This is a genomic window from Kolteria novifilia (genome assembly GCA_007748055.1).
Classification (GTDB): domain Bacteria; phylum Planctomycetota; class Planctomycetia; order Kolteriales; family Kolteriaceae; genus Kolteria; species Kolteria novifilia.
In genome coordinates this window covers 5,628,083-5,653,326 of the sequence record CP036279.1, presented here as the reverse complement: position 1 = coordinate 5,653,326, position 25,244 = coordinate 5,628,083, and the positions used below count along the sequence as shown (strand labels likewise).

Sequence of the window (25,244 nt, the reverse complement as noted above, 5' to 3'; positions counted from 1 at the left end):
ATCGTCATCGGCTCCTGCTTCCCCCACACGCCACCGTTGCAACGCTCACGTTGCAATCACTTGGACTGGCTTTCGATCGAGGCCGAGGGCATCCGGGTACGCAAGCCGGTAGAGGGAATCGCGGACGTAGCCCAAGAGTCGCGGATGAATTCCACGATCGGGCTCCTCGAGACCGATGATCTCCGGTGGGTTCGGGAGGTACGAAAGGGTCACGAGGGCGAGCGCGAGAAGTGTTCCCTCCGACAGATCGCGGGCTGGCACGACATGGCCGCCGTTCTTCATCCGCAACTGGAACTCACGGTTTCCCTTCGTTGGCGTCCGAAAAAGGATTCGATCAAACTCCGGAAACAGCCGGGCGACTTCTTGGTTGAGCGCTTCGAACGATTCGGGCCCATCGTCTCGCAACTGGTCCAACACTGTGCTGAAGTGCTGACCGGTTGGCCCGAGTTTCAACAACGGATCGAGTGGCGACGACGTCGAAAGGGAATCCGGAAGAAAGTGGTAGACTTGCACCGCGAGGTGAATGTTCTTCCAAAGCTCTTGGCGAGTCCCAAGCTCCGAAGCGGTGAAGTCTCTCGCCGTCGGCTTGACCGGCCAATCCAGCGTCCGGGGTTCTGTTTCACCCTCAACTTGAAACTCGATGCTGAGTTCCTTCTCCTCGCTCCCAAAGCTCAGGCAAGTCTCGTTGATGAAGGCTCGGCTTTCGGGACTCTTGAGCGCCTTGAGTCCCGCCAATGCCGTGCTCTTGCCGCTGGCGTTGGGGCCGACGATGAGCGTGAAGGGTTCCAGGGGAAGCGTCGCGTCCCGGAGAGACTTGAAGTTCTTGAATTTCAGGTACTTGATCATCGCTTCGCCTTTCCCCTGCATCATACCCCCGAGGGCCGGAAAAGACCAAGAGACGCCCCTCAAGCCGCCGTGTCGATGGTGGTAATCGCTCCGGTCGTGACGGGAAAGCGGGTGGTCACCTGGGTACGAATCCGAGCGTGGCCTTGCCGGAGAGCGTACGATATCCGTAGGAGTACAGCCTGACGCGGTTTGACGGGATGCTAACTCGTCGCGAACACCGCGTTGGAAGTGGTCGTCAGATGGACGCCACGACGACGAACGATCTGGAGAAGGTGTCAGGATGGACGAGACGAAGGCGAAGCGGGTGGTGATCACGGGAGTCACCCGAGGGTTGGGCTTGGCGATGGCGCGCGAGTTCGCCCGTCTCGGTCACACGATTTTCGGTTGTGGCCGCTCCGCCGAACAACTCGCCGATCTCTGGTCGATGCTCGGGCCGCCGCACGTCATCGATCAAGTCGACGTCACTAGCGACACCCGCGTCGGGCAGTGGGCCGAATCGGTCATCTCCGAGCACGGCCCGCCCGATCTCCTGATCAACAACGCGGCGGTGATCAACAACTCCGCGCCCCTCTGGCAGATCCCCAACGCCGAGTTCGACCGCACGATCGACACGAATCTCAAGGGAACCTACTACGTCTTGCGCCATTTTTTGCCCGAGATGGTCAACCAACGACGCGGTATTGTCGTCAATTTCAGCTCCGGCTGGGGGCGGACGACCGGGGCAGGCGTCGCTCCCTACTGCGCCTCGAAGTTCGCGGTGGAGGGACTGACCGCCTCGCTCGCGGAGGAGCTTCCCGAGGGAATGGCCGCGGTCGCGCTCAACCCCGGCATCATCAACACCGAAATGCTCCGTACTAATTTCGGCGACAGCGCCGCGCACTTCCACAAGCCCGAGGAATGGGTACGCGCCGCGGTTCCCTACTTGCTGTCCTTGGGGCCCGACGACAGTGGCAAGCCGCTGACGATCGAGTAATCGAGGGGAGTCGCCCGCGACAGCGAGTTGTCGTGCGTCGAAGAATGGGTCGCGTCGTTCGGTTGGAGTGGGGGAGAGCTTCGGCGTCAAGAAACGCTACCAACCGAAGGAATGGCCAAACCCCTTCGGTTGATGCGCGCAGATGAAGATGACGAGATCGACGGAGGGCATCCCTTGACTCTTTAACGCAAGTTGCGGGGATTGCGAGACGCCGACGGATCAGCTAAGCCGCCGGATGCCACTTCCGCCGTCTCGACCATTGGGCTTCCACACCCACCCCGGTAGCAGAATTCGTTCTTGGAACCGGACACGGTTTTGTCGAAAATTTGTTTTTCGCCGACTGCCGCCGACGAGAAGCGACAGGTGCCCCGACTCGATGTGAAGGTTCACCGCCTTGGTCCACGAGTTTCTGAAATACAGCGACCGCATCGACGTCCTCCCCGTCCTGCACGGCAGCGGCGACGTCGCGGTCCGCGTTCGTGAGGAGCTTTTCCGCGGGGACTACGACTGCCTCGCGGTTCCCCTGCCGGCGACACTCGCTCCGCTGGTGATGGAGGCGATCGACTACCTGCCGGCGGTCACGGCGGTGATCCAGCCCGAGCCCTCGGGAAATGGCGCTTCCTACGTGCCGATCGACCCGTGCCAGCCGGTCATCGCGGGGCTGCGCTTCGCCCAGCGCGAGCGGATGGCCGTCGAGTTCATCGACCTGGAAACCTCGCAGTTCGAGCCCTCGTCGGCCTATCTTCCCGATCCCTATGCCTTGAAAGAGGTTCCCGTCGAGAAATTCTCCGCGGCGATCCTGCCGGCGTTGCCGCGTCCCCCAGCCGACTCCCAGCTCGATCAGCGCGTCCGCCGGATGGCGTTCGAACTGCACCGACTCGAGCTCGACTACGAGCGGATTCTCTTTCTCCCGAGCCTGTTGGACTGGCCGTGGATTCGAGAGGCCTACCAGGAGCGACGCGACTACCCGGACCATGAAACCTTCTTCACGCCCTCGCAGATCGCTACGGTCGCGGAAGAGACGCTCGCTTTTTTCCTCGGCGAGCTCCCCTTCGTCACCGCTCTTTACGAACGAGCGCGCTCCACGCTCGATCCCGACGAGAATCTCTCGATTGACGGGGTCAAGGAGCTGATTTTGGTCGCCCGCGACCGCTGGCAATCCGCTCGAAAAGGGAATCGGAACTGGCTCTCGCCGAAGCTCTTGGGGATCTACTTTCAGTACGTCCGCAACCTGACGCTCCTGGGCAAGCGGATGACGCCCGATTTGTACACGCTGGTCATGGCCGCGAAGCAGGTCGGGGGCGACACCTTCGCCCTGAACGTTCTGGAAACGGCGAGAGACTTTCCGGTCGAGTTCGAGCCCGCTCCCTTCGAGAAGATGAAGATGGGGATCGACCAGGCCGATTTGCCGGGCGAAGGGGTCCTGCCGGTGGTTAGTCGACTCCCGGGGCCGAGTTCATCCTGGCGTCCCCTGGAACTGAAGCCGGAACCGCCTCCGCGGACCTCGCAGCGCTGGGAGCAGATGTGGGATCCCTATCGGCAGTGCTCCTGGCCCGCCGAGGACGCGCGGATCGAGAGCTTCCACACTCACGTCCGCGAACAGGCCCAAGCGCTGCTCGGGGCCGACTTGGCCCGGAGCGAGAAGTTCACCACGTCGGTCAAGGACGGCATCGACATCCGCGAGACGCTGCGCAACTGGCACTCGGGCGATCTGTACGTCAAGGAGATCCCTCCCACCCGAGGCGGGATCGAGGTCGTCGTCTTCCTCTTCGATGTCCCCGCCGACCCGGACAAGTACGCCTGGCGGACGACGTGGCACGCCGAACACGCCGAGGAGTCGACCATCGGTTTGTTCGCGACCGATTTTCGTCACGATTTGGTCGGTCCGGGCATCGGACGGGCCAATTACGGCGGCGTTTTCTTCCTCTATCCGCCAAGAATGATTCCGGACATTTGGTCTGACCCTAGAATTCCCCGGACACAGACATTGGAAGAGCGTTTGCTCGCGGCGGCTCTGCTCCATTCTGGGGAGAGGCACGTGGCGGTGATCGCGCCGTGTCCGCTCAAGGCCTCGTGGCGACGCTTGGCCCGTCGGCTGGGGAAGCGGCTCTTGCATATTCCCCTCTCGCGGTTCTCCGGGCGGATGATCGATCGGCTTCGGATCGTCCATGTCCTTAACGGCAAAGAGGTTCGGTCATACGCGGCGGCGTTCATCCGAGGCGAGTAGGGCGTCCTCTCCGGGAGTGACGATCATTCCGTTCGCAGCGACGCTGGCGCGTGGGTTGACGGCGAGGGACGGCGAGCGAATGGTTTTTCTTGTCGGCCCTCTCGGCGACGTGCTAGCATCGAATGACCACGAGTAGAAAGAAAGGAAGGCGGCGATGAAGCGGCGCGCGGGACGCAAGAAGAAGGCTACTCGACGATACTTCTATCTCGAGCAGATCCTCCCCATGCGACCCTACGTGCAGCGATTGATGGGAGATCTTCGCGCCCAACGGGTTCGCGTCGACCTCTTGCGTCGCCGACTTTCCGGTATCCTTCCCCGGGCCGGAGCCGAGACCTACGAGCACCGTCGCCGACGTCACGAAATGTTGGCGGACATCGAGCGAACGGAGTTGGCCGAGAAGGAACTCTATCGCGAGTTTCGCAGCCTCGGCATTCGTGTCGGAGACGTGATTCGCGGCGAAATGCTCTTTCCTTGCCTCGTGGACGAGCGGGATGCCTACTTCATTTGGTATGATGGGCAACATCGGCCTTCCCATTGGCGGTTCCGAGGCGATGCGAGCCTGCATGGGATTCCTGACCGGTGGTTTGCCAACGGCGCCCTAGACAGCGAGGCCCAAAGTAGCCATGATAAGTCCCTGACGGACGAAGAGTGGGTCTAACAATGTATGAATTAGTCCGCATAGGAGCGGGATCTGATCCTTTTTCACTCCTTTTCCGGCCGAACGGAGTTCATTGCCGTCCGCTTTCGTCCTGATTTTCCGTTTCCGAGTACGTGTAAGTCGATTGAAGTTGTCCTCAGGTTGTATGGCGACACAGGAAACTAGTGTCGTCAGTTAAACTTTGGGGGTATACTTGCCAAGAAGCAGAGGCACCTGGCGAAGAGACAAGTAGGCCATTTGACCTGCTTGCAAGGATGCGAAAACGGTTGGTCTCCCCTGGGAGTTGTTTGAATTGTCGACCCTTTCGGATGAATGCAAATCGCCGGCCAAGAGCCAGGAGACGCCGCAAGAGTTCGCGCGGCGGGTCATCCGTCTACAGCTCCTCGAGTCCCATCAAGTCGAGGATGCTTTCGTCGCGGGTGTCGACTCGACGCCGAAGTTGATTCAGTACCTGACCAACAAGTCGCTGCTCTCGAACTTCCAAGTCGCCAAACTGCTGCGCGGCGACACGACCGGGTTCTTCGCCGGCCGTTTCAAGATTCTCTACTTGCTCGCCTCGGGGACATTCGGCCATGTCTTTCGGGGCGTCGATCCCCAGACCGGGGACGCGGTCGCGATCAAGATCCTGCGCGAGAATCTCGCGGGGGAATCCGAGGCGGTCGAGAGTTTCTACCGCGAAGCGAAACTCCAAGAGAAACTCAAGCACCCCAATATCTGCCAGGTCATCTGCTACGCCCTCGATGAGCGCAGCGGCCAACACTACATCGCGCTCGACTTCATTGAGGGCAGCAGCTTGCGCGATCTGCTCACGATTCGCAAGAAGTTCGATCACGTCGAGGTCGCCCGTTGGGGCGCCCAACTCGTCGACGGCTTGCGCTACGCCTTCGAGGAGCAGCACATCACCCATCGCGACGTCAAGCCGAGCAACGTCTTGATCTCGACGTGTGGGCTCGCCAAGTGGATCGACTTCGGCCTCGGAGGTACCGTCGATCGTGACGGCAGCGACCTGAATTACGACGTCAAACGCCGCACCGTCGAGTACGCGGCTCTCGAGAAAGCGACCAACGCTCCCAAGGGAGATCATTGCTCCGACATCTATTTTCTCGGGATGATCTTCTACGAGATGTTGCGTGGGAAGCGGCCGGTTCCCGAAGCCAAGGATCACGATCCCCGCTTCCGCTTCCGCTTCGATGACGTCGAGCCCCTACGGAGCAAGACGAAGGTCCCGCGCGGGATCGCCGACATCGTCGACCGGATGATGTCGTTCGATCCGTCCGAGCGCTACAGCGACTACTCGCAGATCCTCAAGGACTTCCAAACCTACCAGCTCTCGATCGGCGAGGACCCGACCGGAACCCAAGTGCTCGCGTCGCGCGAAAAGCCGCGATTGATGGTCGTGCATCAGAAACGCCGCACGCGCGAGAAGCTTCGCGACATGCTCAACGATCGTGGCTACCAGGTCGCGGTCTTCGAGGACATGGATCGCGCCGTTTCCATCTTCAAGCTCAAGCCGGTCGACGCGATGATTCTCGACCTGGACACCGTCGGTCGCGGCGGCGTCTCGTCGTTCGCTCGCTTGGTCGATGACGCTCCTTGGCCCGCGTGTGACTGTGCGGGTGTCTTCTTGGCCACCGATTCCCAGAAACTTTGGATCAAAAGGCTCAGGAGTGAACGGGTCAACACGGTTCAGAAGCCGTTGACGTTCGGGCCGCTCTACATCGCCCTCAAAGATCTCGTCCCCGTCGGCTGATCTCGCATCAATCCTCGATTCCGGTTGCCGCGGGCTGACCTTGGGCCGGCGCTTGCAAGACGGGCCCCTGGCTACACCCGCCATATCACGGCGCCCCACCGTGAGAGGGCCGCTTGGCTCTCCTCGCCCCTCCTCGAGTCCTCCACTTCGCGTGAGTTGGTATACATGAGAAGAAGGTCGAGGAGGACGAGTCGCTCGCTCCTCGGGTGCCTGCCACGCTGGTGCTCGCCTTGGCAATCACGCCTGAGACCATGAGGGGGAGAGGTTGACTGACCGACTTCGAGAGATTTTCTCGGCCGAGCAAATCGCGCAGCGGGTTCGCGAACTCGCCGAGCAGATCTCCCGTGACTACCACGACAAACCCCTCGTTATCGTCGGCGTGCTCAAGGGAGCCTTCATCTTCCTGGCGGACTTGGTCCGCGAACTTAGCATCGAACCGACGATCGAGTTCGTGCGCCTCTCGAGCTACGGCCTCAAGAAGGAGTCCAACGGCGAGGTCGAGATGATCCTCGACGTGAAGAACTCCCTCGAGGGCAAGCACGTGCTCGTGGTGGAGGATATCGTCGACACCGGGCTCTCGATCAAGTCGCTCAGTCATCGCTGGGCCGAGGTGGGGCTCGCGTCGCTGCGGGTCTGCACGCTCCTGGACAAGCCGGCCCGGCGAAAGACCGATATCGAGGCCGACTACGTCGGGTTCTCGATCGATGATCTGTTCGTCGTCGGATTCGGCCTCGATTGGGCCGAGAAGTACCGACACCTTCATGGGATTTACGTGGTCGAGTTCGACGCCGATGAGTAGTGAATCGCTCGATGACACGCACGTCGATTTGGAGGTGCGCAAAGCCGCCGTCGAGGGGAAGCGTCTCGACCAGTACGTCGTGTCCCGGCTTCCCGAACTCAGTCGTTCCCTGGTGCAGCGACTGATCGACGACGGCGCTCTCCTGGTCAACGAGGGGCGGGTCAAAGCCAGCCACAAGGTTCGACCCGGCGATCGGATCTCGATCGACCTGCCGCGTCGGTTCAGCAGCAAGCCGGTGCCGCAGGAAATCCCACTGAATATTCTCTACGAGGACGACGACATCGTCTTGCTCGACAAGCAAGCCGACTTCATCGTCCATCCCGGGCGCGGCCGAGAGAATTGGTCGGGCACGCTCACCAACGCGCTGCAGCACCACTTCGACCGTCTTAGCACCATCGGCGGCGAGGCAAGGCCCGGCATCATTCACCGCCTTGATCGCGACACCACCGGCATCATGGTCGTCGCCAAAAATGACGAGGCGCACAAAGAAATCGCGATGCAGTTCGAGCTGCGCAAGGTTCACAAGGAGTACCGTGCTCTCTGCTACGGGGCGCCCGAACTCGACAACGACATCATCGATCGCCCGATTGGCGTTCATCCCCAGGTTCGCGAGAAGATGGCGATTCGCAACGATCCGGCGATCTCCCGATCCGCCGTCACCTTCTACGAGGTGCTCGAGCGCTTTGACGGTTTCAGTTTCGTTCGCTTGGTGCCGAAGACGGGGCGGACGCATCAGCTTCGGGTCCATCTTTCGAGCATCGGGGTCCCGATCATCGCCGACAAGCCTTACGCGGGGCGTAGTCGTCTCTGTCTGTCGGAGCTGAGCGGACAGGACGCCGAGGATCCGGAGGCCGAGACACCCTTGATCGAGCGGCAGGCCCTCCACGCGTTTCGCTTGCGTTTCTGGCATCCGGGCAAGAAGAGTTTCATGGACCTTTCGGTGCCACTTCCGCAAGACATGAGTCAGACACTCGAGATGTTGCGGGAGCACCGATCGCTCGCGAAGTAGGGTGGTCGCGGAAGAGGTTGGCGACGAGTTCCGATCGCTCCCCCTTGTCGAAGGGGGAGAAGGAGGGGGGACATCGAAAGGCTACCCCGTGGCGGCGAGCTCCTGGCGGTTTCGAGCGCCAGTCCCCGTACAATAAGAAGACAAGAGAACCTCAAGGGGAACGATTCGCATGAACAACGGGAAGACTCTATTCCCGATCACACGTGGCCAGCAGAAGCCGATCGATGTCCTCTTGCTACAGTTGGGGACTCCCGACGAGCCGACGGCGAAAGGATTGCGGCCCTATCTTCGCGAGTTTCTTTCCGATCCGCGGGTCGTCGAAGTCTCGCCCTGGCTGCGATGGCTGCTGGTCAACTTGATCATCGTTCCCTTCCGCTCGCCACGCTCCGCCGAGAAATACCGTCGGATTTGGGACGACGAGACCGGCTCGCCACTGCTCGACATCACCCGTCGGCAGACGGCCGCGCTCGGCGAACTCCTGGGCGAGCACTATCGGGTCCAGTTCGGCATGCGCTACGGGAAGCCTTCTATTCGGGAGGCGATTCGAAATATCGCCGAGTGGGGTGGGCAACGAATCATCGTCGTGCCGATGTACCCGCAGTACTCCGCGACGACGACCGCCAGCGGGCTCGATGGGCTCTTCGACGCGCTGCGTGAGGAACGGATCGTGCCCGCGATGCGCATCGTGCAAGACTACTACGAGGATCCCGCTTACATCGACGCCGTGGTGTGGCGGATTCGCAAGACTTGGGAAGAGGCCGAACAACTGGGACAGCGTCCCGAGGTCTCCCTCTTGAGTTTTCACGGCATCCCGCACTCCTATGTCCTCGCGGGAGATCCCTACCAGTGCCAGTCGACCAAGACCGCTCATTTGGTCGCGCGGCGGCTGGGCTGGAGCGACGAGCAGTGGCGGTTGACCTTTCAGTCGCGACTGGGGCCTTCGGAATGGTTGCAGCCCTACACCGACAAGACGCTCATCGCGTTGGGAGAGCAGGGGGTCAAGACGGTCCTCGTGGCTCAACCCGGATTCACGGCGGACTGCCTCGAGACGATCGACGAGATCGGCTACGAAGGGCTCGAGGAGTTTCGGAGCGGCGGCGGGGAAACGCTGGTGCGGGTCCCCTGCGTCAATGACGATCCGCCCTTCATCGAGGCACTCAAGGGAATCGTCGAACGGGAGGCCCAAGGATGGCTGTAGAGTCAGGCGATCGCGAACACCTGCTGACGCGGGCCCTTCGTGGCGAGAAGGTCGAGCGAACTCCCGTGTGGGCGATGCGGCAAGCGGGACGTTGGGATCCCGAATTTCGCCGTCTTCGCGGGGATCTCTCCTTCTACGAGTTCAACGATAACGTCGAACTCTCGGCTCAAGCGACGCTCTGTCCGCGCCGCTTCGGGGTCGATGGGATCATTCTCTTCTACGACATCACCACCCTGGCGATCGCGATGGGACAGCGATTCAAACTCGTGCCCAAACGCGGCCCGGTGCCGGACCACCCCATTCGTTCGATGGCCGATGTCCAGAAACTCGACCCAACGCCCGACCCTTCGCGTTACGCCAACGTGCTGGAGATCCTGCGAACGGTAAAGCGGGAACTCGACGGTGAGCTACCGATCCTCAGTTTCGCGGGAGCCCCCTTCACGCTGGCGACGTACATGATCGGAACCGGGAAGGATCTCGTGGCGACGAGGCGGTTCATCGCGGAGCAGGGGGCGACGTGGCGCGAGCTGCTCGAACGGATTTCGCGGGCGACTTCTCACTTTCTTGGCGACGTGTTGGGGGAGGGAGCGGTCGCGTATCAGCTTTTCGACTCTTGGGCCGGCGGATTGGCGCGCGAGGAGTATCTCGAGCACGCCCAGCGCTATCACCAACGTGTCTTCTCGGAGGTGGCGGGGACTTCGATCTTGTTTGTGAAGGATCTTCCCTACGTCGACTTGGCGGTGGAATCTGGGGTAAAGGTGCTGAGTTTAGGCAAAAATCACGATTTGGCGGCGATCAAGCAGCGGCATCCGGACCTCGTCGTTCAAGGAAATGTCGACCACGAACTCTTGATCGACGGGAGTCAGGAGGAGGTTCGCGAGGCGACGCGAACGTGCCTGGAGCACGGCGGCGGAGAGCGTCACGTTCTCAACCTCGACCATGGAATGGACCGACTGGCGAAGCCGGAGAATTTCGAGGCGTTTGTCGGAGTGGCACGAGAGCGATAATATGGCCTAGACAGATCGGTGAGACGTATCTGAATAAGCGATGCTCATTCGTGGTCACTCCACTCGCCGATAGGGGTCTCCCGGAAGGCGCCTGGCTGTCGACTGGGGGAGGCCGTATAACCCCTCAGCCGGCGAGAGCCGAATCGTTGGCGTCTAGAATGCCTCCCGTCGAGGAAACGATCAACGGGAACAAGCTCCATGTCGCCAACGCGGCGATGCCGACGCTCTCAGGAGAAGGATGACAGCACCGACCATGTCCCGAACGCGTACCCGAACCATGGATGGAGCATCGCGGCGCATCGGGCGAACAACCTCGCTCACCGGATTTCAGATCATCGGGACAGGGAGCTACGTCCCCGATCAAGTCGTGACCAACGAGGAACTGGAGCAGCGGCTCGGGTTCGATTCGGACTGGATCGTCCAGCGTACCGGGATTCGCGAACGCCGCCACGCGCCGGAGGGAATCGCGACCAGCGACCTCTGTTACGAGGCCTCGCGACGCTGCATCGAGTCCGCGGGCGTCGATCCGGGCGACATCGATCTGCTCGTCGTCGGCACCTTCACGCCCGACATGAGCTTTCCCTCGACAGGCTGCTTGCTGCAGGATCGGCTCGGGCTCTACTGCGGAGCGTTCGATGTCCAGGCCGCGTGCGCGGGTTTCCTCTACGCGCTGGTCGTCGGGGCGCAGTTCGTCAAATCGGGCAATTCGAAGCTGTGTCTGGTCGTCGGCGGGGACACCAACAGTCGGGTGATCAACCCGGACGACATGAAGACCTATCCGCTCTTCGGGGACGGTGCCGGAGCGGTGTTGCTTTCGGCCGGGGGCGATGATCAGGGTTTTCTTTCGTACCACATCGCCGCCGATGGATCGGGAAGCGACTTGTTGAGTCGTCCGGCATGTGGCAGCAGGATGCCGCCGACGCCCGAAGCGTTGGAACAGGCGAAGCATTTCTTGCAGATGGATGGTCGGGCCGTCTTCAAATGGGCGTGCAACACCGTCACCGAGTCGACGCAAGAGGTGCTCGAACATGCTGGGCTGACGGCGGACGACGTCAATCTCTTCGTACCCCATCAGGCCAATGTCCGCATCATCAACGCGGTCGGCGACGTCATTGGGTTCCCACGGGAGCGGGTCTTCAACAACCTCTGGCGTTACGGCAACACCTCCGCGGGTTCGATTCCCATCGCGCTCGACGAGGCGCGTCGCCAAGCGTTGATCAGCCACGGCGACTCAATTCTCGTCAGCGGTTTCGGGGCGGGCCTGACGTGGGCCAGCGCCGTGATTCGCTGGTGAATTCCCGCCTATCGGCGAGCGTTCTTCCTCCGATTGACGAGCACCGCGAAGCGGCCCGTTCCGACGTGCCTGTTGGCTTGACGCGTTTGGCCGGACACGTCGTGGCCGGTGGTTTCGCTAAGAGCGAAATGCGATCGGTGAATTGCGAACATGCTCTAAAAAACTCTTCGCATTGATTTGACAACGATGAACCCTGAACTACTTTTCTGTTGTGCGGATGAACAGTCACATGTTCTTCCCACGAAAGGGCAAACCAGCCGTGAGGCTGGGGCGCAAAGCCATGGGCCACGAACTGGATTTGAGGGGGTTCGGTTTGTGGTCGCCAGGCTGCCGAAGGGATGGACGGGACCCTGAGGGTCGCTTGGGCCCGGGCTAGTCGCAAGACTGCCCGGGCGTGGCGTTTCTTGACATCCTTTTTCGCTTCATCCCTTTCTCGCTCCTCTTCCTCCCCACCTGGGATTCCTCCCCAAGTCACGACGGTTCCCTTAAACGACCTTCGCCTCACTCCCCAAACTCGACACGATGTTGCGGAATATCTTCCGAGCACTCTTCCCCTCGACCGCGAGTCTCTATACTCACCCGCGACAGGCAACGAGACATTCCTCGCGAGGTGAACGTGGAGAGGCACCGTGTAGTCGTGGTCGGAGGAGGTTTCGGAGGGCTCTACGCGACGACATCGTTGCGCCACGCTCCTGTCCAAGTCACTCTTCTGGATCGTCGCAACTTCCATCTCTTCCAGCCGCTGCTCTATCAAGTCGCCACCGGGGCACTCTCCCCCGCCAACATCGCCGCGCCGCTGCGCTCGATTCTTCGATCGCAACAGAACGCTCGCGTCTTGCTGGGAAATGTCGATACCGTCGATGTCGAGGCCAAGGAGGTTCGGCTCGCCGAGGGACGTGCGATCCCCTACGACTCGTTGATCGTCGCCGCGGGAGCACGGCATAGCTACTTCGGCCACGACGAATGGGAAGGCGTCGCTCCGGGGCTCAAGACGATCGAGGACGCGACCGAGATTCGCCGACGGATCTTGCTCGCGTTCGAGACCGCCGAGCGACTCACCGACCCCGCCCCACGCGCCGCGTGGCTGACCTTCGTGGTCGTGGGAGCCGGGCCGACCGGGCTGGAGATGGCTGGCGCGATCGCCGAGATCGCTTTTCATACCTTGCGCCACGATTTTCGTTCGATCGACTCATCGAAGGCTCGGGTGGTTCTTCTCGATGGTAGTGATCGGGTCTTGCCGCCCTACCCGGAGGATTTGTCCGGCCATGCCCTACGCCTCCTCGAGGATCTCGGCATTGAGATCCGAACCAAGACGCTCGTCACGGACATCACCCCTGATCGAGTCGTCATGCGGACTCCGGCCGGGACCGAGGAACTGGCGACGCACACCGTCATCTGGGCGGCGGGGGTGCAGGCTTCGTCGCTGGCGAGCCGGATCGCCAAGGCGACCGGGGCCCCGCGGGACCGCGCGGGCAGGTTGCATGTCGACCCGTTTCTCTGTCTGCCTGAGCATCCGGAGATCTTCGTGATTGGTGACATGGCCCACTGCGTCGACGATGAGGGCAAGCCCCTTCCGGGGATCGCGCCGGTCGCGATGCAGCAGGGAAGTTACGTGGCGGACCTGATCAAGGCGCGTCTCGACGACGATCCGCGGGAGCCATTCGAATACCACGATCGCGGTAGCATGGCGACGATCGGTCGCCGGGCGGCCGTCGCCAACTTGGGGTGGGCCCACGTCCATGGCAGTCTCGCCTGGATGCTCTGGCTCTTCGTGCACCTAATGTACATCGTTCAGTTTCAGAGCCGGATGCTCGTGCTGGTGCAATGGGCCTGGAACTATGTCACCCGCAATCGTTCCGCGCGATTGATCACCGGAACGTCGAAGACCCCTCTCCAACCCAACGAGCCCGACGTCCCCGAGGACGCCGCGGCCTCCTTGAACTGACCCGTGTCCTGATGGGTAAGTTCGCTCCATGAAGTCTCGTCCATCGTTCGTGCGAGATCTTGCCGAATCGAAGGCGTGCTCCGCATGCCGACAGCCAGCGTGGGCATGGCACCCAAGCTGGTGTTGGGGGCCACTGGCTTCTTGTCAGCCAGTGAGAACGAGCTACACAACCGGCACGAAATTAGACGTTTGACCGTTCATTAGGGGAAGATGCCGCGAAGGGAGTAGACGCTGCCGATGTACTCGAGCGCTGAGCAGTAGGCGGCGGTTCGCATGTCGCACCCGAGTTCCTCGGCCATTTGCTTGACCCGCCGAGCGGTCTCGACCATCAGCTTCTGCAGTTGGTGATCGACCACTTCCAGTTCCCAGGTCTCGGCTTGACGGTTCTGTTTCCACTCAAAGTAGCTGACGGTGACGCCGCCCGAATTGCACAAGATCGCGGGTAGGACCTCAACGCCCTGTTCCGTGAGGTGGCGATCGGCCGCCGGCGTGACGGGAGCGTTGGCCGCCTCGATCAGCACCTTGCACTTGAGTAATCTCGCCACCCGGGCATCGATCATCTGCTCAAGCGCCGCGGGGATGAAGAGGTCGACCTCGGTCTGGTAGAACTCGTCGGGGCTCAGCGCCGAGGTACCGGCGAAGCCGGCGACGCCTCCGGTCTCCTCGACGTGCATGGCGAGGGCGACCGGATCGATGCCCTCGGGATTACCGATGGCGCCGGTGTGATCGAGGACCGCTCGCATCGTCGCGCCGCGTTCGGCGAGAAGTCGGCCGGTCCAGGAGCCGACATTGCCGTAGCCGACCAGGCTGAAGCTGCTTTCGCTCAGGCGGTAGCCCATCTCCGGAAGCAGTTCCGCGACGACGAAGACCAGGCCCTGGCCCGTCGCCTTGCCGCGCCCGTGCGAGCCGCCAAAGGCGAGTGGCTTGCCGGTGACGACACTCCCTCCCAAGCGGAAGGCCGGTTCCTTCAGATTGATGTAGGTGTCGGCCATCCACGCCATCGTCTGGGCGTCGGTGCCGACGTCGGGGGCGGGGATATCGTAGTCGGGACCGATGTTCGCGCGCAGCTCGCTGGTGAAGCGCCGCGTGACCCGCATCAATTCCGTGCGGGTGTGCTTGCGTGGAGTGATTTTGACACCCCCCTTGGCGCCACCGAAGGGGAGTCGAACCAAGGCGCACTTCATCGTCATCAGGGCCGCCAGCGCCTTGATGTGATCGAGGCTCACCTCGGAGTGATAGCGAATACCGCCCTTATAGGGTCCCACGACGTTGTTGTGCTGAACGCGGTATCCCTTGAAGAGCTCATAGCGGCCATCTTCCATCTGTACCGGGAAGTGGACCATGACCTCCTTCTTCGGTTGCGCGAGGATCAATTGAAGCCGGCGAGGCACCTTTACCCGGTCGGCGGCGAGCAGGATCTCGGACATCGTTTGGATGTAGATGTTGTCCGATTGGGGGCTCATGTCCAGCTCCTGGAAAATACGCTCGGCGTTGGTCATTCACGGGCCCTCGTTCACGCCTGGTTCGGCTTGGGTGTCAATGAATGCGATAGGTTCTCGTCGCGGCCGCGGTCGGCCGATGGAGGGGTCATGCACGTCGACTACGACGACGCACAACGCTTGATGATGATCGCGGTCAAGTCGTCGCGCTGCTCGGTCCCGCCCGTGAAGGCCAGGACCCGTTCGTAGAGTCGCTCGATGAGCTTCGACGAGGGCTCCTCGGCGTGGTCGCGAAGACAGTCCTCGATGCGTTCAGTGCCGAAGGGGTTGCCCTCGGCGTCGGACCACTCGTCGAAGCCGTCGGTGGCGATGAGAAGCATGTCGCCCTCCTCCATCGCGAACTCCTCGGGCGGATCGTAGGGAAGGTCGGCCAGGACCGAGAGCGGCAGTCCGCTGGCCTTGCAGATCCGGCACTCCTTGGTCGCGGCGCGGTAGAGGATGATCGGCCCGTGGCCCGCCGAGACGAACGCGATCTTGTCGCTGTCGGGGGAGAGGGTCGCGACGAACGCGGTCAGAAAGCGGTCGTCGGGGAGATCCTCTTCGAGGATACGATTGACGCCGTTGAGCGCCTGGTCGATGTCGCTGCCGGCGAGGAAGGTCGCTCGCAGGAGCGAACGGCACTCCGACGCGACCAGCGCCGCCCCGATACCGTGACCGGTGGCGTCGGCCAGCATCACCACGACCCGGCCGTCATCGAGCGGTTGGTAGTCGAAGAAGTCGCCTCCGGTTTCGTCGGCGGGCTTGTTCCAGCCGGCGAGGTCGAAGCCGGGAATGGTCGGGGCCGCTTCGGGAAGGAGGGCTTGTTGGACCTCGCGCGCGACTTGCAGGTCCCGTTCGATCTTCTGTTTCTGGGCGAATTCGTCGAGCAGTCGTTGTCGCTGGACCGCGACCCCGGCCTGGGCGCCGTAGGCGCGACCGAGTTCTTCGTCCCATTCGGTGAAGGTCCCCTCGCGTTTGTTGAGGACTTGCAGCACGCCGACCGCGCCTCCGTCGAAACCGCGAAGCGGGAAGGTGAGGATGCTGCGAGTGCGGTAGCCGGTCTTGCGGTCGATCTCGGGATTGAACCGCTTGTCGGCGTACGCGTCGGGCACGCGAACGACGGCGGCGGAGCGGAACGCCTCGCCGGCGATCCCGAGGCTGGCGCCAAAGCGGATCTCGCCGACGCCGGTGGCGACTTCACTGTAGAGTTCGTCGGTCGCGGCGTCGTGGAGGAAGATCGTGGCCCGTTCGCAATCGAGCACCTGCAGCGCCGACTCCTCAATCGCCTTGAGGAGCGTGTCCAATTCGGTCGACGCGGCCAACTTGCGCGTGACGTCGAGGACCGCCATCAAGTCACTTACCTGCTGCTCGCGTGGCTGCTCGGTCCACGACGTTGTCTCGGTCATGCCTCTACGCTCCGGTTGATGCTGCGACGGAAATTCGTTCTCAGGAGTCATACTGTAGCCCGACCGGTCGGGGAACAATGATCCAAAAGAAGTTGTTTCCCCCCCCCAACGCGAAAATGATTCCGGGGACTAGGCTCCGTCTCAAAAGTCGGCTCTGGCTTCGGCTGGCTACGTTGCCGCGGGACTTTGTCGGTCTGCATCGACGAATCCAACGGATTCGCCTGTTTCGACCTCCTCGTCCCCCACCAACTCGCTGTGCCTCGGGCCGACGATCAACTTTTGAGACGAAGCCTAGTGCTCGGTCAAACGCTCGATTCCCGGTTGTGAACCCACGATCGCTTCTCACTGGCTGTTGGTCAGCCAGTGGCAAACGGTTGGGGGGCACAAACACCAAATTCGAATTGGAACAGAGCACGCGTCCGACGGGGGCGCTTCCAGCGTACCCCGAATCTGACCCGAGGCACGAGATGAAGCCTGGTGGAATCCGCGAGACGAGATTCCTACTGATCAACGGGTGGAGAGACGCCGAGGCGGAGAGGCGCCGACGAGAGGCGTGCCGTCGAGGTGTCACTTGATCGTTTGGTGGTTTGGGCGCGGTCGCGTTCCCCAACGGCGAACCGGAGTGGTCCGAGGCCGGGGGAAGCCTTGTTTCGCGGTGGAATGCACTACCTCCCGAGGCGGCCATTGTGGCGTCCGGCCAAAAACCGTAAGCTAGGCGAGTGTTCGCCGTCAAGGAGCCGAAGTCTTGCGGGTCCGAATAGTCCCGTCCGTTGCGGAAGGATCGAGGGAATTCCAGTACCTCGCGTCCTATGTCATCAACGACTCGATCGCGATCGATGCGGGAAGTCTTGGATTCCACGGTACGCCGGAATCGCAAGAGCGCGTCAAGCACATCTTTATTTCCCACACCCATTGTGACCATGTCGCGTCGTTGCCGACCTTCCTGGAGAACGTCTTCGCGCCCGACGTCCGCAACGTGTCACTCTATGCCAGCGAGGTGACGCTCGATGGTCTGCGCCGTCACCTTTTCAACAATTCGATCTGGCCGGACTTTTTCGCGTTCGAGACGTGCGACGGCACGCCTCTGGTCGAGACCAACGTCGTCGAGTCGGAGACGCCCGTCACCATCGATGGCGTCCGCATCACACCCATCGATCTCGATCACCCCGTCCCGACCCATGGATACATCCTGGAGGATGAGACCGGCGCGGTGTTGCTCTGTTCCGACACGGCGCCGACCGAGCGGATCTGGGAGGTTGCCAATCAAACGCCGAACCTCCAAGCGGTGTTGCTCGAGGCCTCGTTCCCCAACGAATTGACGTGGCTGGCGGAGCAGTCGATGCACCTGACGCCGGCGATGTTCGCGCGGGAACTGGAGAAGCTCGATCGTCAGATTCCGGTGGTCGCGATCCACATCAAGGCTCGTTTTCACCGCCAAGTCGTCGACGAGCTGCGAGCCCTCGGGGTGCCCCATTTACGGATTGGAGTGCCGGGCGAGGAGCTGCGATTCTCGTAGTCCGACGCGGTTGGCGTTCGGCGGGCGACGTCCCCTCCCCTTTTTCGCACAATAGATGCCATGACCCTTGGTCCCCTGATCCTCCCTCGTCCTCAGCGGAGTCCCAAGGTGGTGGCGTCGAGCCGAAGCGGTCTCCCGTCCGGTTTCACCCTTCGGACGCGGCGTCGCCAAATGGTACATGGTGACCAGCGACGGTCTCCATAGAAATGGAGAACGTCGATGGCGCTCTCGTCCCCGGTGGACTGTTGAAGGAAGCGGGGCCAAGGCGAGCATCGTTCACGCTCGGCTTCGAATCGTTCAACGGACCGCGAGACCGATGCGTCCGGCCCGACTCGAGATGAGGACCCTGTCGATGGACTCCGGTGCTTCGACCCCGCCCGACTTGTTGACGACCGAGAAGCCCGCGGCGAGGCTCGCGTCATCGCTCACTCGCTCGGTGGAGTGATTTGATGACCAAGATTCTTCTCGTGGAAGACAACGAAATGAACCGCGACATGCTTTCGCGGCGTCTGATGCGGCGGGGTTACGAGGTCGACATCGCCCTCGACGGCGAGCAGGGAGTCTCGATGGCCAAGTCGACGGCGCCCGATCTCGTGCTGATGGACATGAGTCTGCCTATCATCGATGGTTGGGAGGCGACGCGACTGCTGAAGGCCGACGAGGCGACGCGCGCGATTCCCATCATCGCCCTGACCGCCCACGCGATGGCGGGCGACCGGGAGCGGGCGATGGAGTCGGGATGCGACGACTACGACACCAAGCCGGTCGACTTCAAACGACTTCTCGTGAAGATTGAGCAGCTAGCCGGTGGGCAAGAGCCATCATGAACGATGAAACGTCCCATCCTGAGTCCAGCGATCCGGTCGATCGAGTTCCGCTCGACGACGCGGGAACGACGTCGGTTCCCCAAGCCGGTCTGGTGCGGGAGAACGGCGCGCGCGACGATCTGGAAGTCGATCGTTGCCGTAGCGCCGTGCTCGCCAATCTCCGTCATGAGCTCCGTACGCCGATCAACGCGATCATTGGCTACAGCGAGATGCTGATCGAGGACGCCGAGAGTGCCTCGGACGAGAGTTTCTCCGGCGATGTGCGGAAAATTCACAACTCGGGCCTCATGCTGCTCGACATGGTCAACGCCCTACTCGATCCAAAGCGATTGGAGGAGGGACGCCTTGATGCCGAAGCGTTTGGCGCCCGCGTCCGACACGAACTGCGCACGCCGCTGAATCACATTATCGGCTACGCGGAGATGTTGATCGAGGATGCTCGAGGGGCGGTCAACACGGGAGTCGTCTCGGATCTCGAGCGGATTCATCTATCGGGGATTCGCCTCTTAAGCCTCATCGACCAGATCGTTGGCTTGACGCGTGCCCCGCGCGAGGCCGAGGAGATCGCCCTGGAGGACTCGGCGGTCTCCGGGATGCTTCGCGACGTTCTCGAGACGATTCATACCATCGAGTCGCCGGCCGCCTACCCGCACGACAGCGACCGCGGCCGCCTCCTGCTCGTCGACGACAACGAGATCAATCGCGAGATGCTCTCGCGGCAACTGCGTCGCCAGGGGCACCAGGTCGAAGTGGTCGGCAACGGCCGCGAAGCCCTCGGCATGATCGAGAAGGAAGCCTTCGATCTGGTTCTGCTCGACATCATGATGCCGGAGATCAACGGCATTCAGGTGCTCGAGCACATCAAGCGCGACCCGCAGCATCGTGACTTGCCGGTGATCATGATTTCCGCGCTCGACGAGATCGACAGCGTGGTGCGCTGTATCGAGGCGGGGGCAGAGGACTATCTTCCCAAGCCCTTCAATCCGACCGTCCTACGGGCGCGCATCGGCGCGTGTCTGGAAAAGAAGCGTCTGCGCGATCGCGAGGTGGTCTACCTCAAGCAGATCGAGACCGAGAAGAAGCGTGCCGACGATCTGCTGCATGTGATCTTGCCGGCGGAGATCGTCGACGAGCTGATCGCGACCGACGACGTCAAGCCGCGCCGCTACGAGAATGTCGCGGTCCTCTTCTCCGACATCGTCGGCTTCACGCCCTACTGCGAGGATCGCGATCCCGAGGAGATTGTCTCGAATTTGCAGGAACTGGTGATCGCGTTCGAGGAACACGCCATCCAGTACAACATGCAGAAGATCAAGACGATCGGCGATTCGTTCATGGCGGCGGCGGGGCTCTTCAAGCCGGTGGCCAACCCGGTTCTCGACGCGGTTCACTGCGGGCTGAAGATCATTCGGTCGGCGCACGCGGTTCGTCCCCACTGGGACGTGCGGGTCGGCATTCATGTCGGGCCGGTGGTGGGGGGGCTGCTCGGTCGCCGGCAGTATCTCTTCGATTTGTGGGGGGATACCGTGAACACCGCCGCGCGGATGGAGAGTAACGGCCGTCCCGGTCACCTCGCGCTGAGCGTGCCCGCTTGGCGGCAAGTCGAGCAACACTTCGACTGCGACTCGTGCGCGACGATCCCCGTCAAGGGCAAGGGGAACCTGCAATTCAAGTTCATTGACGCCACCAAACGGACCTGCGTCGATTAGTGCATTGGTCCATCTAAGATTCGGGTGCCATTGTCTGCTTGTCAGCCAGTGCCAAAGGGCTAGGGTTGCACCAACACAAACTTCAAGTTGGAACAGAGCGCTAGCCGTCGGCATCGAACGCAGTCGGCATCGAATAGATCAACGGGCTGCTAGGCGCTACTCCTACCTGTTCTCGGGGGGCGCGGAGGGCCAACGTCGGCCTTCCCGATCAGACGCTATCTCCCCCACTGCTCGATGATCGTCGGCAAGAGCGGCGCGAGGATCGTCACCGCGATCAGCGCGATCGGATAGACCGTCGCGTACGCGAGCGCCGGACTTTCCGAGTCGGCGGCCTCGCAGACCGCGCCGAGGCCGGGGGTGCTCGTCATCGCGCCGCAGATGCCGCCCAACGCCGTCAGAATGTCGAGCCGAAACACGTAGTGGGCTAGCGGAAACGCGATCAGCAGTGGCACGACGGTCATGACCGCGCCCGCGAGAAAGAGGGTGATCCCCTCCCGAGCCACGACCGAGACAAAGTCCTGACCCGCGCTGGTGCCGGCGCCGGCAAGGAACATCATCAGACCCGCCTCGCGGATGAAAAACTTCGCGGCGAAGGGAACGCGAAACGACATCGAGCCGAGGTGCCCCAGATGACCGAGCACCAACCCCGCGAAGAGAGGCCCCCCCGCCATGCCGAGCTTGGCGGTCGTGCCACCGGGAAGTGTCATGGGGATGGCACCGATGATCACTCCCAGGACGATGCCGAGGGAGAAGGGCAGGAAGCGCGTCTCCTGGATGCGCCGCTCGGAGTGTCCGACCAGGGGACCGATGCGCTCGCAATCGTGGACGTCGCCGACGATGCGGATGATGTCGCCGTACTCGAGCCGGGTGTTCTTGTCGGGAACGACTTCGAACTCGTCCCGCCACAGCCGCGAGATGTTGACGCCGTAGCGTTGGTTGAAGCGCATCTCGTGGAGGGTTTGGCCGGTCACCGCTTGTTCGGTGACGACGAGGTCGCGTGAGGTGATCGTCGAGCGTGGCTCCTCGTAGTCGTCGGAGCGCGGGCCGAGGAGGAACTCGAGTCGCCGCAACTGGTCGACGGTTCCCGTCGCCCGCACGAGTGTGTTGGAGTCGAGATTGACGTCGTGCAGGGCGGCGCGAATCGTTCCCTCGTTCGAGATACGGCAAAGGACCACGCCCTGGGGAAGGGCGTCGCCGATCTCGCGGACGGTCAGACCCGCGAGCTGGGCGTTGATCACCCGAAACCAGGCGCTGGTCACGCGGGGCGGCTTCTGCGAGGCCTCCAGCTCCGCGGCCGAGGCCTTGAGGTCGAGGTCGAGCCAACGAGGAAGGAGTTGGGCGAAGACGACGATCCCGAGTATTCCGAAGGGGTACGCGATGCCGTAGCCGACCGAGACGTCCGGCGTCTGCAGGGTCTCGAGACTCGCGGCGAGCCCCGGCGTGCTCGTCAAGGCTCCGGCGAAAAGTCCGGAGACGAGAGCCGGTTTGATGCCCAGTGGGTAGGCGACCAGGACCGCCGCCAGCGCGGTTCCGATCAGCGTGATCAGGGTGATCGACGCGAGGGTAATCCCCCGGCGGCGAAACGCCGAGACGAAGCGGGGGCCCGCTTGCAGCCCGACGGCATAGACGAACAGGACCGTTCCCAAGCCCGTGAGCACCTGCGGCAAGATGATCTGAAAGTGCCCAAATGCCAGGGCGACGAAGAGAACCCCCGATGGGCCCAACGAGAAGCCGGCCAACTTGATGTGGCCAACGAGTAGCCCAACCGCCATGATCACGAAGAGGGTCACGGCGGGCTGGGACGCCAAGTACTGCTGAATGCTGTCCAAGTCTCTTCCTTCGACCGGTGGGGACGGACGATGAAGCGTCGGGTGTCGTTGCGAATCGCGATCGCCCACTTTTCGCGCCGTGATTCCTTCCGCGCGTCGATATGCCTACTCATTGAAAAAGCCGAGGCGAGCGTTCGTGGGAGAGATTCTAGGCGAACCGAGGCTCGATCGGACGTCTCTGTGACTCCGTTGACGGATGGGATTTGGTGGGAGGCTGTTTCATGCGATGGATTTGCGTCTACTGTGGTTCCAAGGAGGGCGTGAAGCCCGAGTACCGACAAGCGGCTCAGCAGCTTGGGAAAACCATGGTCGAGCAGGGGCTTGGGTTGGTCTACGGAGGGGGAAGCGTCGGGCTGATGGGCGCGGTCAGCGATGCCGTGCTCGAGGCCGGGGGGAAGGTTCGCGGCGTCATCCCACGAGGGCTCGCGACCAAGGAAGCGATGCACCCGGGGGTCGAGGACATGCACGTCGTGACCGATATGCACGCGCGCAAGGCGTTGCTACAAGACCTCGCCGACGTCTTCGTCACGCTGCCGGGCGGTTTCGGAACATTGGAGGAGATCGCCGAAGTCCTCTCCTGGTCCCAACTGGGGCTCCACGGCAAGCCGATCGGGTTGCTCAACATCGCTGGCTATTTCGACGCCCTCGTCACCTTCATCGGTCACGCGGTCGGTGAGGGATTCATCAAGAGCCAATACGCCGAACTTCTGCTCGTCAACGACCGTCCGGAGAAGCTGCTCACGGATCTGCTGAACTACGAACTCCCTGCCCACCACAAGTTTCACGCAAACTCTCCCGCGTAGCACGCGAGTTTCGCGAGCGGTGGTCGCCGAGCCGTCAATTCGGCGCGGACTCGCTCGGTAGCAGTCCGTTGATTCAAGCGGACGGGACAAGGCGAGAACGAGCCATGTTGGCCAAGATCAAGGAGGAAAAGCGCGGGCAAATCCGTAGATTCGTCGAGGTTTTTCAACGCCGAGATTGGTCAACAGAGCCGTTCGTAGCCGGCAGCGAATAGATCAACGGGCTGCTAGGACGACATGCTTGGCCGGTTGGGGGAGATCGGCCAAGCCTCGGCGAATGCGGGCGAGCACCTCCGGATGACTCGACGCGACGCTCTTCGTCTCGCCGATCCCACCTCCACCGCCGGTCCCCGCGACGAGCTCAAAGAGCAGGGGGGCGCGGCCCGGATCCTTGAAGATGACCGCTTTCCACCTTCCCATCCGCACGAAATGGGTGACGTCTTCGTCGGTCGGCAGCGCCGCTTGGAGTCGACTCTTCACCGACTGTTGGATCGGGTCGCTGGCGACGTTGGTCCACTCGTTGGGGTCGACCCGGAGATCGTACAACTCCTCGGAACCGTCGAAGTAGCGGACATAGCGATGCGTCTGATCGCGAACGCTGTAGGTTCCCCGGCCAACGGTCGTGACCACCGGATGATTCCATGCTCGCTGGGGATCCTCGAGCAACGGCAGCAGCGAACGACCATCGAGGTCGTGTGGCTCGGGAAGGTCGCACAACGCAAGGAGCGTCGGGTATAGATCGACGAGGCTGACCGGGCGATCGCACGTCGCTCCCCGCGCGAAGCCGGTTCCCCCGTCCTCCTTCGGCGGCACGATGATCAACGGCACGCGCGTCGACTCGCGCCACGGCGTGTACTTGCCCCAATGCCGCTTCTGCCCCAGATGGTAGCCATGGTCCGACCAGAGGACGATCGCGGTGTCGGACGCGTCGGGGGATGCGTCGAGCGCATCGACGACCCGGCCGACGAGTTCGTCGACGAAACGGACGCTCGCCAGATAGCTCGACACGGCCGCGGGCCATTGGCCGTACTTGACGACGGTATCGTGCCGTCCCGCTGTCAGCGGCAGGACCGCGAGCCGACGCGCGTAGGGCGAGAGGTCGTCGAGGTCATCCGTTCGGAAAGGGGGAAGCGTCATCTCGGCCGGGGGAAACATCTCGTGATAGCGGCGCGGAGCGAAGAGCGGTTGGTGCGGACGGTAGAAGCCGACGCCCAGGAAGAAGGGTCGCTCGTGCCGGCGCTCGAGTTGCTTGACTCCCCAGGCGGCGACTTGGCCATCGGGCATCTCGTCGTCGCTCACGTCGACTGGCCCCCAGTCGAAGGTGTTGTTGCGGGACTTGCCGGTCCGGCGATCATCGGGCATCCCGTTGAGAGGGAGGGTCGCCTTGAGATTGCCCGGGCCGCGATCGACCTGATGGACGGGGTCTTGTTTGAGGGTATCGAGCTCCGCGCGGGTGAAGGGGCCTCCCTGGTTGCCGGACGCCGGCCCGTAGGACTCGAAGAACTTGGCGTAGAGGCCGGCGCTGTGAAAGAGTTTGCCCGCCCCGAGGGTTTCGTAGCCGTTGGCCGCGAACTGTTCGGGTAGGGTCGTGTACTTGCCCTTGAGTTGAAAGAGCGTGTCGCCGTTGGTGTGGACGCCGGTGCGGTAGGGCTGCATCCCCGTCATGAGGCTCGTCCGCGAGGGCGAGCAGACCGGGACGTTGCAATGGGCGTTGGTGAAGAGGACGCCGCGTTTGGCCAAGCGGTCGATGTTGGGCGTCAGCGCCTCGGGATGGCCTTCCAAGCAGCCGAGCCAGTCGTTCAGATCGTCGATCGAGATGAACAGGACGTTCGGATGTCGCTCCGAGTCAGGCTTTTCGGCGGCTTGGCCCGTCGTGGACCAAAAGCTCGAGCCGTCCACGAGCGCGGCAAGAACGAACGGGAGGAGTTTGGTTGACATCGATATCGGTTCCTTGGGGCGAGTCGTCGTGACCA

Annotated in this window: 19 protein-coding genes and 1 riboswitch; of the genes, 14 read left to right on the top strand and 5 right to left on the bottom strand. The window is 62.3% G+C overall.

Annotated elements, in window-relative coordinates; translation table 11 throughout:
• Positions 1-45 precede the first annotated feature (45 nt).
• Positions 46-846, bottom strand: a complete 801-nt coding sequence (locus Pan216_RS20735) for an AAA family ATPase (protein WP_419192792.1) — start codon at positions 844-846, stop codon at positions 46-48.
• Between the two features lie 280 nt (positions 847-1,126).
• Between Pan216_RS20735 and Pan216_RS20730 the strand changes: the two genes are divergently transcribed.
• From Pan216_RS20730 to Pan216_RS20685, 10 genes are all read left to right on the top strand, one after another.
• Positions 1,127-1,819 carry an SDR family oxidoreductase gene (locus Pan216_RS20730; protein WP_145260976.1) on the top strand — a complete coding sequence of 231 codons (693 nt, stop codon included), beginning with the start codon at positions 1,127-1,129 and terminating at the stop codon, positions 1,817-1,819.
• 394 nt (positions 1,820-2,213) lie between these two features.
• Complete coding sequence (locus Pan216_RS20725) at positions 2,214-4,046, top strand: hypothetical protein (RefSeq protein ID WP_145260974.1); 1,833 nt, start codon at positions 2,214-2,216, stop codon at positions 4,044-4,046.
• Between the two features lie 154 nt (positions 4,047-4,200).
• Positions 4,201-4,704, top strand: a complete 504-nt coding sequence (locus Pan216_RS20720; protein ID WP_145260972.1) for a DUF2203 family protein — start codon at positions 4,201-4,203, stop codon at positions 4,702-4,704.
• 292 nt (positions 4,705-4,996) lie between these two features.
• A complete protein-coding gene (locus Pan216_RS20715) occupies positions 4,997-6,454 on the top strand; it encodes a serine/threonine-protein kinase (protein ID WP_419192791.1) in 1,458 nt (485 codons plus the stop codon).
• A gap of 265 nt (positions 6,455-6,719) precedes the next feature.
• Entirely contained in the window at positions 6,720-7,253 is a 534-nt protein-coding gene (hpt, locus tag Pan216_RS20710; protein ID WP_145260969.1) for a hypoxanthine phosphoribosyltransferase, read from the top strand.
• Complete coding sequence (locus tag Pan216_RS20705; RefSeq protein WP_145260967.1) at positions 7,246-8,262, top strand: RluA family pseudouridine synthase; 1,017 nt, start codon at positions 7,246-7,248, stop codon at positions 8,260-8,262. The genes hpt and Pan216_RS20705 overlap by 8 nt, the downstream gene beginning before the upstream one ends.
• Before the next feature lie 169 nt (positions 8,263-8,431).
• Positions 8,432-9,460, top strand: coding sequence for a ferrochelatase (gene hemH, locus Pan216_RS20700; RefSeq protein WP_145260966.1), 1,029 nt, complete (start codon positions 8,432-8,434; stop codon positions 9,458-9,460).
• On the top strand, positions 9,451-10,467 hold the full coding sequence (locus Pan216_RS20695) for a uroporphyrinogen decarboxylase family protein (protein WP_145260964.1): 1,017 nt from the start codon (positions 9,451-9,453) through the stop codon (positions 10,465-10,467). Before hemH ends, Pan216_RS20695 begins: the two co-directional genes overlap by 10 nt.
• A 253-nt stretch (positions 10,468-10,720) precedes the next feature.
• Complete coding sequence (locus tag Pan216_RS20690) at positions 10,721-11,761, top strand: beta-ketoacyl-ACP synthase III (RefSeq protein WP_145260962.1); 1,041 nt, start codon at positions 10,721-10,723, stop codon at positions 11,759-11,761.
• Positions 11,762-11,998: 237 nt separating this feature from the next.
• Positions 11,999-12,096: riboswitch (cyclic di-GMP riboswitch) on the top strand.
• Positions 12,097-12,377: 281 nt separating this feature from the next.
• On the top strand, positions 12,378-13,706 hold the full coding sequence (locus Pan216_RS20685) for an NAD(P)/FAD-dependent oxidoreductase (RefSeq protein ID WP_419192790.1): 1,329 nt from the start codon (positions 12,378-12,380) through the stop codon (positions 13,704-13,706).
• Between the two features lie 200 nt (positions 13,707-13,906).
• On the opposite strand, the gene Pan216_RS20680 is transcribed toward Pan216_RS20685, so the two are convergent.
• Positions 13,907-15,205 carry a Glu/Leu/Phe/Val family dehydrogenase gene (locus Pan216_RS20680; RefSeq protein WP_145260961.1) on the bottom strand — a complete coding sequence of 433 codons (1,299 nt, stop codon included), beginning with the start codon at positions 15,203-15,205 and terminating at the stop codon, positions 13,907-13,909.
• 101 nt (positions 15,206-15,306) lie between these two features.
• Positions 15,307-16,590: a PP2C family protein-serine/threonine phosphatase gene (locus Pan216_RS20675; RefSeq protein WP_419192789.1), complete on the bottom strand. Its 1,284-nt coding sequence runs from the start codon at positions 16,588-16,590 to the stop codon at positions 15,307-15,309.
• A 745-nt stretch (positions 16,591-17,335) separates the two neighbouring features.
• Between Pan216_RS20675 and Pan216_RS20670 the strand changes: the two genes are divergently transcribed.
• The 3 genes from Pan216_RS20670 to Pan216_RS20660 all read left to right on the top strand — a co-directional run bounded on the left by Pan216_RS20670 (position 17,336) and on the right by Pan216_RS20660 (position 20,642).
• Positions 17,336-18,106: a 3',5'-cyclic-nucleotide phosphodiesterase gene (locus Pan216_RS20670; RefSeq protein WP_145260957.1), complete on the top strand. Its 771-nt coding sequence runs from the start codon at positions 17,336-17,338 to the stop codon at positions 18,104-18,106.
• Between the two features lie 449 nt (positions 18,107-18,555).
• A complete protein-coding gene (locus tag Pan216_RS20665) occupies positions 18,556-18,933 on the top strand; it encodes a response regulator (RefSeq protein ID WP_145260955.1) in 378 nt (125 codons plus the stop codon).
• A complete protein-coding gene (locus tag Pan216_RS20660) occupies positions 18,930-20,642 on the top strand; it encodes an adenylate/guanylate cyclase domain-containing protein (RefSeq protein ID WP_145260953.1) in 1,713 nt (570 codons plus the stop codon). The genes Pan216_RS20665 and Pan216_RS20660 overlap by 4 nt, the downstream gene beginning before the upstream one ends.
• Before the next feature lie 215 nt (positions 20,643-20,857).
• Here Pan216_RS20660 and Pan216_RS20655 read toward each other — a convergent pair whose 3' ends face one another.
• Positions 20,858-22,471 carry an aspartate:alanine exchanger family transporter gene (locus tag Pan216_RS20655; RefSeq protein ID WP_145260952.1) on the bottom strand — a complete coding sequence of 538 codons (1,614 nt, stop codon included), beginning with the start codon at positions 22,469-22,471 and terminating at the stop codon, positions 20,858-20,860.
• A 221-nt stretch (positions 22,472-22,692) separates the two neighbouring features.
• Between Pan216_RS20655 and Pan216_RS20650 the strand changes: the two genes are divergently transcribed.
• Entirely contained in the window at positions 22,693-23,274 is a 582-nt protein-coding gene (locus tag Pan216_RS20650; RefSeq protein ID WP_145260950.1) for an LOG family protein, read from the top strand.
• 213 nt (positions 23,275-23,487) lie between these two features.
• Here Pan216_RS20650 and Pan216_RS20645 read toward each other — a convergent pair whose 3' ends face one another.
• A complete protein-coding gene (locus Pan216_RS20645) occupies positions 23,488-25,209 on the bottom strand; it encodes a sulfatase (protein ID WP_145260948.1) in 1,722 nt (573 codons plus the stop codon).
• Positions 25,210-25,244: the final 35 nt, after the last annotated feature.

Bases quoted from the DNA above. Each gene is read 5' to 3' on its own strand.
- Pan216_RS20735 (WP_419192792.1), bottom strand. From the start codon at position 846: ATGATCAAGTACCTGAAATTCAAGAACTTCAAGTCTCTCCGGGACGCG.
- Pan216_RS20730 (WP_145260976.1), top strand. From the start codon at position 1,127: ATGGACGAGACGAAGGCGAAGCGGGTGGTGATCACGGGAGTCACCCGA.
- Pan216_RS20720 (WP_145260972.1), top strand. From the start codon at position 4,201: ATGAAGCGGCGCGCGGGACGCAAGAAGAAGGCTACTCGACGATACTTC.
- Pan216_RS20705 (WP_145260967.1), top strand. From the start codon at position 7,246: ATGAGTAGTGAATCGCTCGATGACACGCACGTCGATTTGGAGGTGCGC.
- hemH (WP_145260966.1), top strand. From the start codon at position 8,432: ATGAACAACGGGAAGACTCTATTCCCGATCACACGTGGCCAGCAGAAG.
- Pan216_RS20695 (WP_145260964.1), top strand. From the start codon at position 9,451: ATGGCTGTAGAGTCAGGCGATCGCGAACACCTGCTGACGCGGGCCCTT.
- Pan216_RS20690 (WP_145260962.1), top strand. From the start codon at position 10,721: ATGTCCCGAACGCGTACCCGAACCATGGATGGAGCATCGCGGCGCATC.
- Pan216_RS20680 (WP_145260961.1), bottom strand. From the start codon at position 15,205: ATGACCAACGCCGAGCGTATTTTCCAGGAGCTGGACATGAGCCCCCAA.
- Pan216_RS20675 (WP_419192789.1), bottom strand. From the start codon at position 16,590: ATGACCGAGACAACGTCGTGGACCGAGCAGCCACGCGAGCAGCAGGTA.
- Pan216_RS20665 (WP_145260955.1), top strand. From the start codon at position 18,556: ATGACCAAGATTCTTCTCGTGGAAGACAACGAAATGAACCGCGACATG.
- Pan216_RS20660 (WP_145260953.1), top strand. From the start codon at position 18,930: ATGAACGATGAAACGTCCCATCCTGAGTCCAGCGATCCGGTCGATCGA.
- Pan216_RS20650 (WP_145260950.1), top strand. From the start codon at position 22,693: ATGCGATGGATTTGCGTCTACTGTGGTTCCAAGGAGGGCGTGAAGCCC.
- Pan216_RS20645 (WP_145260948.1), bottom strand. From the start codon at position 25,209: ATGTCAACCAAACTCCTCCCGTTCGTTCTTGCCGCGCTCGTGGACGGC.